This window comes from Stenotrophomonas sp. RG-453 (genome assembly GCF_033843685.1).
Lineage (GTDB): Bacteria > Pseudomonadota > Gammaproteobacteria > Xanthomonadales > Xanthomonadaceae > Stenotrophomonas > Stenotrophomonas bentonitica_A.
The window spans coordinates 203,689-216,778 of the sequence record NZ_JAMYED010000001.1 but is presented as its reverse complement, the minus strand read 5'-3'; the positions used below and the strand labels follow the sequence as shown (position 1 = coordinate 216,778).

Sequence of the window (13,090 nt, the reverse complement as noted above, 5' to 3'; positions counted from 1 at the left end):
GGCTGAGTGCACGCCGCGAGACCGGGGCGCCGTCTTCAACTATCAAGCAGAGCAGTGCCGTACGAGTTGTCTACAGCGCAAAGCCAGTTGCCGTCCGGTTCCCGACGAAACACGTAGGTGGCCCGGCGAACCGTCGAGATCGGAGCGCCCTCTTCATCGGTGGTATCCAGCCAGGTTTCCATGACAACCAGCGCCGTTTCTCCGCCCTCAATCACTTCCATCTTGCCTTGGCGGACCTTCAGTGTGCCGTCGAAGTAAGAAGAGATTGCCTCGAATGCGCTTTTGATCTGGTCCTTGCCCCTGGCGTACATGCCCGGCTTCACCACCAGGGTGGCGTCATCTGTGTAGAACCGCATCAGGCCATCGAAGTCCTTCGCCGATATGGATCGGTCTGCGGCTTCGATAAGGGTCTTCAGGGGATGATCGGACATTCTTGACTCCAAAAATGGCCGCGGCGGAAAAACAAAACCCGCCTCGCGGCGGGTTGCGTTGTCTGAAACAAGACGCGCTCTACCCACCCTTATGGAGGGTGGCAATAATCAACGTGCGGGCGCGTACAAGTGGCATGCAGTGACCGTATCACTGGCGTCGAAAACTGGCAAACCCGCCAGCAAGCCCCAGCTGAAGGCCGGATCGAGACATAGGCCTGACCTGAGCACGAAAATTGCGGAGGGGATCGGAGGGTGCGGAGCGGCCGGCATCCCCAAAAGCACAGGAGGACATGGAGCGGGTGAAGGGAATCGAACCCTCGTCAGTAGCTTGGGAAGCTACAGCTCTACCATTGAGCTACACCCGCACGGCGCGGCGTAAGTCTATTCGGGCGGGGCCCTCAAACGCAACGGGCGGCACTGGGCCGCCCGTTGTTTCACGCTTTCCGGCGCCGTGCGCGGCGCCCGCGAACGGGCACTGCGCACGTTGGATCAGAAGCTGCCGCCGAAGCTGGCGAACAGCGACACGTCACGTGCACGCTTCTGCATCGTGGTGGTGCTCATGCCGATGTTGCTGCTCAGGCCCCACAGGTTCAGGCGCGCACCCAGCACGGCGGTGGCGTAGTTCTTGTCGAACTCGAGGCCCGGCACCTTGTACATGCCCACGTCCGGCATGGACTGCAGCCAGGCGCTGGCCTGTTTGGTGTCCTCGAACTCATGATCGTAGGTGACCTGCACATACGGCTTGACGTTGCCGCCGTCGAAGCGGGCCTGCCAGCCGACGCGGCCGACGGTGGAATCCGTGTCCTGGTCGCCATAGCCCAGCGCCGAGGCGCTCGGGTTGGACTCGGTGTAGCCGTCCAGCTTGACCTTCTGCCAGATCACCGCGGCGACCGGACCGTGGCGGAAGCCGCCCTCGGTGCCGAACTCGTAGCCGGCGTTCAACGCGGCGGTCAGGTTGCTGCCTTCCGGCGAGCCCTTGTGGATACGCGTGGCCGGGCCGAGCTGCAGCTTGCGGGTCACGTCGTAATCCAGCCAGCTGTAGCTGAGCTGGCCGTTGACCCAGGCGCGGTCGCCGTACCAGCCGGCGAACAGGCCCAGCGTGGTGTCGGACTGGGTGAAGTCACCCTTGTTGTTGCCGAAATCGGCGTCCATGCGGCCATAGCCGGCGAAGCCGCCGACAACCATGCCGTCACGCGCCCAATCCACACCGAACAGGCCGGCCGGGGCCATGCCGTCGTACAGATCGGCGTGGGCGTAGCGCTGCATGTCACCGCGCAGGTTGCCCCACCAGCTCAGGCCGTCGGCCGGACGGCCATCGACGTGCCAGCTGACCTGGTCGGCGCGCGAGCGGCCGATGGTCTGCGCCGAGTGGGTCAGGACCTGCTGGTTGCGCGGGGCCTCCAGGATAGACAGGGTGTACTGGCCCAGCATCTCGTGGGTGGCGGTGGTCGGGTGCACGCCGTCGGCGAACACGTAGCTGTTGGCAGCGTCCGGGGTGGCGTAGCTGGTCGGGTTGCAGGTCAGCGACGACGCCGTGGTGCAGGCCGGGCTGGTCACGTTGACGAAGCCGTACTGGCCCGGGTTGGCGACGATTTCCTGCAGGATGTGGAAGGTGTCGACCGGGATCACCTGCAGGCCGGCGGCTTTCAGGCCACCGAACAGGGCGTCGTTGTACGCCTTGGCCAGCGCGGTGCCGGCAGCCATGCCGGCCGGGCCACCGGCACGGGCGCCCGGGGTCAGGCCGACGTCCGGAATGGTCGGCACCACGATGTATTCGGCGCCAGCGCCCTTCAGGGTGCCGACGATGCCGACCTGGTCGCGCACCGCATTGGTCAGCGTGGAGACCAGCGGCGCGCCGGCCTGGATCGCGAACAGATCATTCGCGCCGCCCCACACGGTGTACAGCGCGTTCGGATCGGCCTTGCCGCCGTTGGCCGCCAGGTACTGCGCGGTCTGGGTCTTGAGCGAGTACACCGGGATGGCCGGGGTACCGGCAGCCAGCACCTGGCTGGTGTCCACGCCGACGCGGGCGCCGCCGATGGCGTAGTTGTCACCGTTCTGGCCGTTGCCGTGGGCCGCACCGTTGGTGCCGTAGTAGTTGGCCACGTGCTGGGCCCAGGTCCAGCCCGGGTTGGTGGTGAACTGGCCGGTCACCGGCTGCACCGAGGCGGGCAGCAGCGGACGGAAGTAGCCGGCATCGGTCAGGCTGTCGCCGATGAAGACGGTCTTGGTATACGGCGACTGCGCCATGGCCGGCGCTGCCGCCAGGGCAATGGCCACGGCCATGAGGGAACGGATCGGGCGTTTGCTGAGCAACATGGAAACTCCTTGCAGGTGGGGAAGACGGCGGGACGTACGCCGGCGCACGGTGCCATGTTTCCACTGCACCCGGCCCGCATCACGCTGCGCTGCCGCATGAACGCCCCAGCCCCGCCGCCCGGCCATCGTTGGCCTGGCGCTCGCGGCACTGTTGACGCGCGGCGCACAGGGTACGCACTGACGGGTGATTGAAGGACAATAGCGTCATGAACATCCAGCTCAACGGCGAGAACCGCCAGCTTCCGCACACCGCCACTGTCCACGACCTGCTGCGCAGCGAGGACCTGCTGGAGCGCCGCGTCGCGGTCGAAGTCAATGGCGAGATCGTCACCCGCAGCCAGCACGCCAGCCACTCCCTGCGCGATGGCGACGTGGTGGAGATCGTGCATGCGCTGGGCGGTGGTTGAGGCAGCATCGTGACGCGCGATAGGCGATAATTCGGGGCATGAACGCACCTGTCCCCACTGATTCGCTGGTGATCGCCGGCAAGACCTATGCTTCCCGCCTGCTCACCGGCACCGGCAAGTTCAAGGATCTGGAAGAAACCCGCCTGGCCACCGAGGCCGCTGGCGCCCGGATCGTCACCGTGGCGATCCGCCGCACCAACATCGGGCAGAACCCGGGCGAGCCGAACCTGCTCGACGTGCTGCCGCCGGACCGTTACACCATCCTGCCCAACACCGCCGGCTGCTACACCGCCGAGGACGCCGTGCGCACCTGCCGGCTGGCCCGCGAGCTGCTGGACGGCCACAACCTGACCAAGCTGGAAGTGCTGGGCGACCAGAAGAGCCTGTACCCGGATGTGGTGCAGACCCTCAAGGCGGCCGAGCAGCTGGTCAAGGATGGCTTCGAGGTGATGGTCTATACCTCCGATGATCCGATCCTGGCCAAGCGCCTGGAAGAGATCGGCTGCGCCGCGGTGATGCCGCTGGCCGCGCCGATCGGCTCGGGCCTGGGCATCCAGAACAAGTACAACCTGCTGCAGATCATCGAAGACGCCAAGGTGCCGATCATCGTCGATGCCGGCGTGGGCACGGCCTCCGATGCGGCGATCGCAATGGAGCTGGGCTGCGATGGCGTGCTGATGAACACCGCCATCGCCGGTGCACGCAACCCGGTGCTGATGGCCAGCGCGATGCGCAAGGCCGTGGAAGCCGGCCGCGAGGCTTTCCTGGCCGGCCGCATTCCGCGCAAGCGCTACGCCAGTGCGTCCTCGCCGATCGACGGGTTGATCGGCTGATGACCAATCCTTTCGACAGCGCCGGTGCCAAGGCACCGCCCAAGCCCTTCACCATCACCGAAGGCCGCCGCGAGGTCCGCAGTTTCGTGCTGCGCCAGGGCCGCTTCACCCCCGCCCAGCAGCGTGCGTTCGACGACCGCTGGCCGCGTTTCGGGCTGGACTTCACCGGTGAGCCGCGCGATCTGGATGCCACCTTCGGGCGCGATGCGCACAAGGTACTGGAGATCGGTTTCGGCAACGGCGCGGCGCTGCGTTTCGCCGCCCAGCAGGACCCGAGTCGCGATTACATCGGCCTGGAGGTCCACGCGCCCGGCGTCGGCCGCCTGCTCAACGCCCTGGCCGACGACAACGCCGACCACGTGCGCCTGTACCACCACGATGCCGTGGAAGTACTGGAAAAGGAAATCGCCGATGGCGCGCTGGATGAAGTGCGCATCTATTTCCCGGACCCGTGGCACAAGAAGCGCCACAACAAGCGCCGCCTGATCCAGCCCGGCTTTGCCGCGCTGCTGGTACGCAAGCTGCGCATCGGTGGCCGCCTGCACTGCGCCACGGATTGGGAAGACTATGCCGAGCAGATGTGGGAGGTGCTCGACGCCACCGCCGGGCTGACCAACCGGGCCGGCCCGCGTGGGCAGGTGGAGCGGCCGGAATGGCGCCCGCAGACCCATTTCGAAACCCGTGGCCAGAAGCTCGGCCATGGTGTGTGGGACCTGTTGTACGACCGCACCTGATCCGACTAGGAACCGCGCCACCCCATGGATACCGCGCTGACGCTGACTACCGACATGAAGCTCGTCCTGGGGCTGGTCGGCTTCACGATGGCGATGTTCCTGTTCGAGCGCATCCGCGCCGATGTGGTGGCGCTGGTGGTGCTGGTGGTGCTCGGCGTCACCGGCCTGATCGCCCCGGAAGAAATCTTCGGGGGCTTCTCCGGTAACGCGGTGATGAGCATCATCGCCACCACCATCCTCGGCGCGGGCCTGGACCGCACCGGGGCGTTGAACCGGTTGGCGGCGTGGCTGCTGCGGCGCGGGCATGGCGTGGAGACGCGCCTGCTGATGATGACCACCGCGATCGCCGGCTTGAACTCCTCGTTCATGCAGAACCCCTCGGTGATGGCGCTGTACCTGCCGGTCGCCTCGCGCCTGGCCGCGCGCACCGGGCTGACCCTGCAGCGCCTGCTGCTGCCGATCGCCGCGGCCATCGTGATGGGCGGCGCACTGACCATGGTCGGCAACTCGCCGCTGATCCTGCTCAACGACCTGCTGGCCTCGGCCAACAACAACCTGCCCTCCGGCCTGGCCACCATCGAACCGCTGCGCATGTTCGCGCCGCTGCCGATCGGCGTGGCGCTGCTGATCGCCTCGCTGCTGTACTTCCGCTACTTCGGCGACCGCAAGCTGGTCGAGGAAGAGACGCTGGCCAACGATGGCGTCACCCCGTCGCGCACGGAAAGCTACTTCGCCAAGACCTACGGCATCGAAGGCGATGTGTTCGAGCTGGTGGTCACTGCCGAAAGCCCGCTGGTCGGCATGACCCTGGGCGAAGCGGAGAACGTGCACGACGCGCCGCTGCTGCTGGCACTCAAGACCGGCAACGACACCCGCCTGGCGCCGCCGGCGGAGATGCGCATCTGGGTGGGCAGCGTGCTCGGCGTGATGGGCGCGCGCCAGCAGGTCAGCGATTTCGCGCAGAACCAGTTCCTGCGGATGTCCTCGCGGCTCAAGCACCTGGGCGATCTGTTCAACCCGAGCCGCGCCGGCATTTCCGAAGCGGTGGTGCCGCCGACCTCCGATGTGATCGGCAAGAGCGCCTCGGACCTGCGCCTGCGCAAGCAGCGCGGCATCAGCCTGCTGGCGATCAACCGCGACAAGCAGGTGATCCGCGAGGACGTGCGCAACGTGGCGCTGCGCGCCGGTGACATGCTGGTCTTCCACAGCATCTGGACCGACCTGGCGCAGGCGGCCAAGAGCCGCGACTTCGTGGTGGTCACCGACTACCCCAAGGGCGAGCAGCGCCCGCACAAGTTCAAGATCGCGATGAGCATTTTCGCCATCACCATCCTGATCGCGCTGACCTCCAAGCTGCCGGTGGCGCTGACCCTGATGACCGGCGTGGCCGGCATGCTGCTGACCGGCGTGCTGCGCATGGATGAGGCCTATGCCTCGATCAACTGGAAGACGGTGTTCATGATGGCCGGGCTGATTCCGCTCGGCTGGGCGATGGACAGCAGTGGCGCGGCGGCGTGGATCGCCGGCCACACCATCGACCGCCTGCCGACCGGCATCCCGGTCTGGGTGCTGGAGATCGCGCTGGCGTTGTTGACCACGATGTTCTCGCTGGTGATCAGCCATGTGGGCGCGACGATCGTGATGGTGCCCATCGCGGTGAACCTGGCGCTGGCGGCCGGGGGCAGCCCGACCGCGTTCGCGCTGATCGTGGCGTTGTCGGCCTCCAACAATCTGATGACGGCCTCCAACCCGGTGATTTCGATGATCACCGGCCCGGCCAATTACACCCCGCGCGAGCTGTGGCGCGTCGGCGCCCCGCTGTCGTTGATCTATACGGTGGTGGTGGTGCTGATGATCAACCTGATGTTCTAGGGAGTGCCGGCCGCTGGCCGGCTCTCGCAATGCACCGGGTAGTGCCGGCCGCTGGCCGGCTCCCGCAATGCACCGGGTAGTGCCGGCCGTCAGATAATGAGTGGCCGGCCGTTCATCGTCATCCCAACCAGACCTGCCCATCGCGCACCTGCACGGGCACCGCGCGCAGGCGATCACCGCGGCACGGTCCGGCCACGCAGTCGCCGTTGTCCAGGGAGAACGAGGCCCCGTGTGCCGCGCAAACGAGGTGGCCTTCCCTGCTTTTCAGGAACTGACCCGGGGCCCAGTCCAGCCGGCGGCCGGCGTGCGGGCAGATGTTCAGCCACGCGCGCACCTGGTCGCCCTGGCGGTACAGCACCACCGATTCGCTGTCGCCCTCGATGCTGGCGTCGACCTCGGCAAAACCCCCGTCGGCAATGGCCTGCAGGGTGATCAGGGCGGTGGCGGTGGTCTCGGGCGGGGACATGGCATCCAGCAGCAGGCAACGGAAACCGTAGTGTCTCACGCGCTCATGTCACTGGCTCCCGGATGAATACAAGTCATTGATTTGCAATGTGTGCGGGGTACGTTTAACGCTTTTTTCACTCAGTCACAAAGGCCAGCACGGATACTCATCCACTGCTGACCTCAGCCAAAAAAGAGTGCCATGTACAGCCGCATCTTCCAGTTCAACCAGTTCCGCACCCTGTTCGCGCCGCGCAAGCCGCGCCACCCGCTGGTGCGCGTCGCGGTCGGTCTGTTGGGCCTGGCGATCCTGGCCGCGCTGGTGTTCGTTGGTGTATTCGTGGGCGCGGCGATGATCATCGCCGGCCTGGCATGGAAGCTGCTCGCCCAGCGCAAGAATGCGCGCACCGCTCCGTCGCAGGTCGTGGACGGTGAATACCGCGTGGTCCGCAAGCAGGCCTTGCCGATGTCGCGTTGATCGACGCGCTTCCCTCCTGATGACGGCCGCGCCCTGCGCGGCCGTTTCTGTTTGTGGGAGCAGGAAAACGCTCTAGACTGCGGCGAAACCTCTCCACAGGACGCGCGCATGACCGATGTAATCCCCACGCCCGAGCAGCCCCGCATTCCGGTCGCCGGCGGCGGTACTTTCCCGGTGCGCCGGATCTACTGTGTGGGCCGCAACTTCGCCGATCACGCGCGCGAAATGGGCGCGGCCGTGCCCGCCGCCGATGATCGCGGCCGCCCGATGTTCTTCAGCAAGCCGGCCGATGCGATCGTGGTCGGGCATGACGATGTGATCCCCTACCCGCTCGCCACCCAGGACCTGCACCACGAAGTGGAGCTGGTGGTGGCGATCGGCAAGGACGCGCCTGCCGGTGAACTGCCGGTCGACCAGGCCGAAGCGCTGGTGTTCGGTTACGGCGTCGGCCTGGACCTGACCCGCCGCGATCTGCAGGCGCAGGCCAAAGCCAAGGGCCACCCGTGGGACCCGGCCAAGGGCTTCGATCAGTCCGCCCCGGTGAGCGAGCTGGTGCCGGCCGGCGAAGTCGGCGATCTGGCCGCGCTCAACCTCTCGCTGGAGATCAATGGCGAAGTGCGCCAGCAGTCGCTGCTGGACCAGATGATCTGGAACGTGCCGGAAATCCTGCACGAGCTCTCCAAGCTGTGGGCGCTGCGCGCGGGCGATCTGGTCTTCATGGGGACGCCTTCGGGCGTGGCCGCGTTGAAGCCCGGCGACCGTTTCAGCGCACGTCTGGAAAACGTGGCCGAGCGCCACGGCATCATCGCCGGATGACAATGGCTGCGTTACGCTGCGGCGTCATTTGATTCCCCCACTACGACAGGAGAGCCCGATGGGTGTACTGACTGAGTTCAAAGAATTCGCCATGCGTGGCAACGTCATCGACCTGGCGGTCGGTGTGGTCATCGGTGCGGCGTTCGGCAAGATCGTCACCGCGCTGGTGGACAAGATCATCATGCCGCCGCTGGGCTGGGTGATCGGCCGCGTGGACTTCTCCGAACTGGCGTGGACCCTGGCCCCGGCGCGCATTGCGCCCGATGGCAAAGAGATCCCGGCGGTGGTGATCGGCTACGGCGACTTCCTCAATACCGTGGTGCAGTTCGTGATCGTGGCCTTTGCGATCTTCATGGTCGTGAAGTTCATCAACCGCCTGGCCCGCAAGAAGCAGGCCGAGCCGGCCGCCCCGGCGGCACCGAGCGAAGAAGTGCTGCTGCTGCGCGAGATCCGCGACAACCTCAAGCAGTAAGACCCCCCCCCGGTAGTGCCGGCCTGAAAACCCCGCTCCGGCGGGGTTTTCGCGTTTGGAAAACAGCATTCGCCGGAGCATGACCTCCCGCCCATGTACGCGCCGGACAGACTGGTAAGCTCGGACGCTTCCGCCCCGTTTCCCGGAGTTCGTCCCATGCGTCGCCGCGTCCTTGCCATCGCATCTTCCCTCGCCCTGCTGGCCGCGCCCGCGTTCGCGGCGACCGGTATCACCACGCTGCCGCCGACGTCGCTGGCCACCGCCGCCGAGCTGCGCGAGCAGGCCCTCAAGGACGACACCGGCTGGAAGGTGGTCGAATCGCTCACCACCGAGATCGGCCCGCGCATCGCCGGCAGTGAAGCCGACGCACGCGCCGTGGCCTGGGCGGTGGCCAAGTTCAAGTCGCTGGGCTTCGACAAGGTCTGGACCGAGCCGGTCACCTTCCCCAAGTGGGAGCGCCGCAGTGAGCACGCCGAAGTGATCGGCAAGCATGCCCAGCCGCTGACGGTCACCGCCCTGGGCGGCAGCCCGGGCGGCACGGTGGAGGCCGACGTCGTGCGCTTCGCCGATCTGGCCGCGCTGCAGGCCGCGCCGGAGGGTTCGCTGAAGGGCAAGATCGCCTTCGTCGATTACCAGATGACCGCCTACCGCGATGGCCGCGACTACGGCAACGGTGGCGCCGTGCGCAGCAAGGGCCCGTCCGAGGCGATCCGCAAGGGTGCGATCGGCTTCGTGATGCGCTCGGCAGGCACCGATTCGCACCGCGTGCCGCACACCGGCATCACCCGCTTCGATGACGGCCTGACCCCGGTGCCGGCCGCCGCGCTGTCGGTGCCCGATGCCAACCAGCTGGCGCGCCTGGTCGCGCTCGGCAGCACCACGCTGAAGCTGAGCCTGGATTGCGGTTGGGATGGTACGGCCACGTCGCACAACGTGATCGGCGAGATCACCGGGCGCAGCCTGCCCAAGGAAGTGGTGGTGATCGGCGGTCACCTCGACTCCTGGGACCTGGGCACCGGCGCGGTGGATGATGGGGCCGGCGTGGGCATCACCATGGCCGCTGGCCATCTGATCGGCCAGCTCAAGCAGGCGCCCAAGCGCACCATCCGCGTGGTCGCGTTCGCCAACGAGGAGCAGGGCCTGTACGGCGGCAAGGCCTACGCCGAGGCACATGCCAAGGACGTGGTGCGGCACCAGCTGGCCGCCGAAAGCGATTTCGGTGCCGGCCGCATCTATGCCTTCAACACCGGCTCGCCGAACCCGGCCAATTCGCGCGAGGCCACCCGCCAGATCGCCGAGGTGCTCAAGCCGCTGGGCATCGAGTACGCCGCCGACAAGGGCGGCCCGGGCCCGGACGTAGGTCCGCTGGCGGCCAAGGGCGGCGCGTGGGCATGGCTGGCGCAGGACGGCAGCGACTACTTCCACCTGCACCACACCGCCGACGACACGCTGGACAAGATCGACCCGGCGGCGCTGGCGCAGAACGTCGCCGCCTACACGGTGTTCGCGTATCTGGCCGCCGAGGCCGACGGCAGTTTCGGCAGCGAAGCCAAGCCGACCACGCCGCCGAACGAGTAATCCCGACACGCAGGCGGCAGGTACCGACCGTGGGTCGGTACAAAAAAAAACCCGGTCGCAATGCGACCGGGCTACCGGGATTCGTCACACCCCACGCGGTGAGCGCCGTACTACTTTCACGGTCCGGAGAAACGGACCGTCGCACTGCGTGGATGTCTCTCCTCATCTACGCAGCACAACGTCCACCCCGCACTGTGCTCAGTTCTCACGTCGAGCGCTATGCGGAAAATCCGAATCGGATGTAGTCACGACGCGTTCGGTGAAACCGATCACACCGCGGGTCCGGCGCAACGCGCCGTTCCCGACAAACGCACACCTTCCGATCAGCGCGAGCGGCTGCCGTACCAGTGCGCCAACAACACCGCCGTCGCCGAAGCGACGTTGAGGCTTTCCACGGCACCGGACCCGGGAATGGACACCTGCAGATCGCAGTCGTCGGCCAGATCGCGGTCCATGCCCTCGCCCTCGGCACCCATCACATAGACCAGGCGTTGCGGCAGTTCCGTGGCGAACAGGTCCTTGCCTCCCTCCACCAGCGTTGCCGCCAGGCCGATGCCGGCCGCGCGCAGCTGCGCCATCGCTTCGGGCAGTTCCGGCAGACGCACCAGCGGCACCGACTCGGCGCCGCCTTCGGCCACGCGCGCGGCCGCGCCGGACAATGCCAGAGTGGACCCCGGCGGCAGCAGCAGCCCGGCCACACCGAAATGCGCCGCCGAGCGCAGGATCGCGCCGAAGTTGTGCGGGTTGCCTACGCCATCCAGCCACAGCGCCAGCACCGGCGCGCCGGCCGGCAACGTGGCCAGCCATTCGTCCAGCTCCAGCATCGGCGCACGCAGCACGTCAGCCACCAGGCCCTCGTGGTGGGTGGTCGCGGCGAGCTTGTTCAGATCGCCGTCTTCCACCACACGGTAACCGACGCGGTTGGCCACGCACCATTTCAGCACCGGCTGCATGCGCGGGATCAGCGACTCGGTCAGGTACAGCTTGCGCAGCGCCTGCGGGCGATGCTCGAACAGTGCCTGCACGGCATTCCAGCCGTACAGGCGCAGCTCGTCGTTGCCGCGGCCGGGCGGCGGCGGCGTGCCACCTTCGCGCGGCGGCAACGGCGTGGCGCGCGGCGGCCGCGAGGACGGACGGCGCGCATTCTTCCAGGGATCATTCACTACGGGACAGCTCCAGCTTGCGTTGACGCCAGAAATCGGCGTTCTTGATGCCAAGTGCATCGGGGTCGAAGGTCGGATCCAGGCCGAGCTTCTTTTGACGTTCGTAGTCGCGCAGGGCCAGCATCGCCGGCTTCTGCACGATCAGGATCGCGATGATGTTCAACCACGCCATCAGGCCGACGCCGATGTCGCCCAGCGCCCAGGCCATGCCGGCATTGTGGAAGGCACCGAAGATCACCATGCCGATGATGCCCAGGCGCAGCAGCAGGACGGTCAGCGGGCGCTTGGCGTTGTTGTTGACGTAGGTCAGGTTGGTCTCGGCCATGTAGTAATAGGCCATGATCGTGGTGAAGGCGAAGAAGAAGATCGCGATCGCCACAAAGGCCGCGCCGAAGCCCGGGATGACGGTTTCCACCGCCGCCTGGGCGTAACCCGCGCCTTCAGCGACACCGGCCAGGCCGGCGAACACGGGCGCGCCGCCCGGGACCGGGGAATACACGTTGTAGGTGCCCGCGGCCAGGATCAGGAACGCGGTGGCGGTGCACACCATCATGGTGTCGAAGTAGATCGCGAAGGCCTGCACGTAACCCTGCTTGGCCGGGTGCGAAACCTCCGAGGCGGCCGCCGCATGCGGGCCGGTACCCTGGCCGGCCTCGTTGGCGTAGATACCGCGCTTGACGCCCCACTCCACCGCCAGGCCCATCATCGCGCCGAACGCGGCATGCGCACCGAAGGCGCTGCTGAACACCGTGTGGAACATGTCCGGCACGCGGTCGTAGTTGATGATCATGATGACGATGGCCATCAGGATGAAGGCGGCGGCCATGAACGGAACGACCACCTCGGCGAAGTTGGCGATGCGCTTGACGCCGCCGAAGATCACCACGGCCAGCAGCAACGAGACCACGATGCCGATGCCCAGCTTGAGCGCCTGCACCGATTCCAGGCCCATGAACTGACCATCCAGTGGCCCGCACAGCGCACCGCCGCGGCAGGCATTGATGATGCTGTCGGCGATGGCATTGGCCTGCACGCCCGGCATCAGGAAGCCGGCGGCGATGATGGTGGCCACGGCGAAGGCCAAGGCGTACCACTTCAGGCCCATGGCCTTTTCAATGTAGTACGCCGGGCCACCGCGGTAGCGGCCTTCGGCATCCTTGGTCTTGTAGATCTGCGCCAGGGTGCATTCCACATACGAGGTGGACGCACCGAGGAAGCCCATCACCCACATCCAGAAGATCGCACCGGGGCCACCGAAGGCGATCGCGGTGGCCACACCGGCGATGTTGCCGATGCCCATGCGCCCGGCCATGGACATGGCCAGCGCCTGGAACGAGGACACGCCCGCCTCGGATTTCTCACCCTGCACGGTGAGCCGGCACATCTCCACGAACCCGCGGATCTGCATGAAACGGGTACGGGCACTGAAGTACAGGCCTGCGGCAAGACACAGGAAGATCAGGGCTTTGCTCCAGATGATCCCGTTGATGAAACTGACTACTTCTTCCACGCGCTCTCTCCAGTCGGCGGAAACAAAAGGAAC

The 13,090-nt window shown here is 66.7% G+C and carries 13 protein-coding genes and 1 tRNA gene; 8 read left to right on the top strand and 6 right to left on the bottom strand.

Features of this window, described 5'->3' with window-relative positions; translation table 11 throughout:
- Positions 1-35: 35 nt before the first annotated feature.
- The 3 genes from NJD74_RS00950 to NJD74_RS00940 form a co-directional block, all read right to left on the bottom strand.
- The gene (locus NJD74_RS00950; protein WP_070471221.1) at positions 36-431 is read right to left on the bottom strand and encodes an SgcJ/EcaC family oxidoreductase; all 396 of its coding nucleotides are present in this window, start codon (positions 429-431) and stop codon (positions 36-38) included.
- A gap of 291 nt (positions 432-722) precedes the next feature.
- Positions 723-796, bottom strand: a tRNA-Gly gene (locus tag NJD74_RS00945).
- A 124-nt stretch (positions 797-920) separates the two neighbouring features.
- A complete protein-coding gene (locus NJD74_RS00940; protein ID WP_319623477.1) occupies positions 921-2,750 on the bottom strand; it encodes an autotransporter domain-containing protein in 1,830 nt (609 codons plus the stop codon).
- 206 nt (positions 2,751-2,956) lie between these two features.
- On the opposite strand from NJD74_RS00940, the gene thiS reads away from it, so the two are divergent.
- Genes thiS through NJD74_RS00920 form a run of 4 tightly spaced genes read left to right on the top strand, consistent with a single transcriptional unit; the run spans position 2,957 to position 6,596 of the window.
- Positions 2,957-3,157, top strand: coding sequence for a sulfur carrier protein ThiS (gene thiS, locus NJD74_RS00935; RefSeq protein ID WP_102788176.1), 201 nt, complete (start codon positions 2,957-2,959; stop codon positions 3,155-3,157).
- 38 nt (positions 3,158-3,195) lie between these two features.
- Positions 3,196-3,990: a thiazole synthase gene (locus tag NJD74_RS00930; RefSeq protein WP_019183927.1), complete on the top strand. Its 795-nt coding sequence runs from the start codon at positions 3,196-3,198 to the stop codon at positions 3,988-3,990.
- On the top strand, positions 3,990-4,724 hold the full coding sequence (trmB, locus tag NJD74_RS00925; RefSeq protein WP_070471213.1) for a tRNA (guanosine(46)-N7)-methyltransferase TrmB: 735 nt from the start codon (positions 3,990-3,992) through the stop codon (positions 4,722-4,724). The genes NJD74_RS00930 and trmB overlap by 1 nt, the downstream gene beginning before the upstream one ends.
- 24 nt (positions 4,725-4,748) lie before the next feature.
- On the top strand, positions 4,749-6,596 hold the full coding sequence (locus tag NJD74_RS00920; protein ID WP_019183925.1) for an SLC13 family permease: 1,848 nt from the start codon (positions 4,749-4,751) through the stop codon (positions 6,594-6,596).
- 118 nt (positions 6,597-6,714) lie between these two features.
- Here the strand turns inward: NJD74_RS00920 and NJD74_RS00915 are convergent, their stop codons facing one another.
- Positions 6,715-7,062 carry a Rieske (2Fe-2S) protein gene (locus NJD74_RS00915; RefSeq protein WP_102788267.1) on the bottom strand — a complete coding sequence of 116 codons (348 nt, stop codon included), beginning with the start codon at positions 7,060-7,062 and terminating at the stop codon, positions 6,715-6,717.
- A gap of 180 nt (positions 7,063-7,242) precedes the next feature.
- Between NJD74_RS00915 and NJD74_RS00910 the strand changes: the two genes are divergently transcribed.
- The 4 genes from NJD74_RS00910 to NJD74_RS00895 all read left to right on the top strand — a co-directional run bounded on the left by NJD74_RS00910 (position 7,243) and on the right by NJD74_RS00895 (position 10,384).
- On the top strand, positions 7,243-7,518 hold the full coding sequence (locus NJD74_RS00910) for a hypothetical protein (protein WP_019183923.1): 276 nt from the start codon (positions 7,243-7,245) through the stop codon (positions 7,516-7,518).
- 108 nt (positions 7,519-7,626) lie between these two features.
- Complete coding sequence (locus NJD74_RS00905; RefSeq protein ID WP_019183922.1) at positions 7,627-8,334, top strand: fumarylacetoacetate hydrolase family protein; 708 nt, start codon at positions 7,627-7,629, stop codon at positions 8,332-8,334.
- Positions 8,335-8,392: 58 nt separating this feature from the next.
- A complete protein-coding gene (gene mscL / locus NJD74_RS00900) occupies positions 8,393-8,806 on the top strand; it encodes a large-conductance mechanosensitive channel protein MscL (RefSeq protein WP_019183921.1) in 414 nt (137 codons plus the stop codon).
- A 156-nt stretch (positions 8,807-8,962) separates the two neighbouring features.
- Positions 8,963-10,384, top strand: coding sequence for a M28 family peptidase (locus NJD74_RS00895; protein WP_102788178.1), 1,422 nt, complete (start codon positions 8,963-8,965; stop codon positions 10,382-10,384).
- 323 nt (positions 10,385-10,707) lie between these two features.
- Here the strand turns inward: NJD74_RS00895 and NJD74_RS00890 are convergent, their stop codons facing one another.
- On the bottom strand, positions 10,708-11,487 hold the full coding sequence (locus tag NJD74_RS00890) for a TrmH family RNA methyltransferase (protein ID WP_254665244.1): 780 nt from the start codon (positions 11,485-11,487) through the stop codon (positions 10,708-10,710).
- A gap of 52 nt (positions 11,488-11,539) precedes the next feature.
- Positions 11,540-13,057: an alanine/glycine:cation symporter family protein gene (locus NJD74_RS00885; protein WP_102788179.1), complete on the bottom strand. Its 1,518-nt coding sequence runs from the start codon at positions 13,055-13,057 to the stop codon at positions 11,540-11,542.
- Positions 13,058-13,090: the final 33 nt, after the last annotated feature.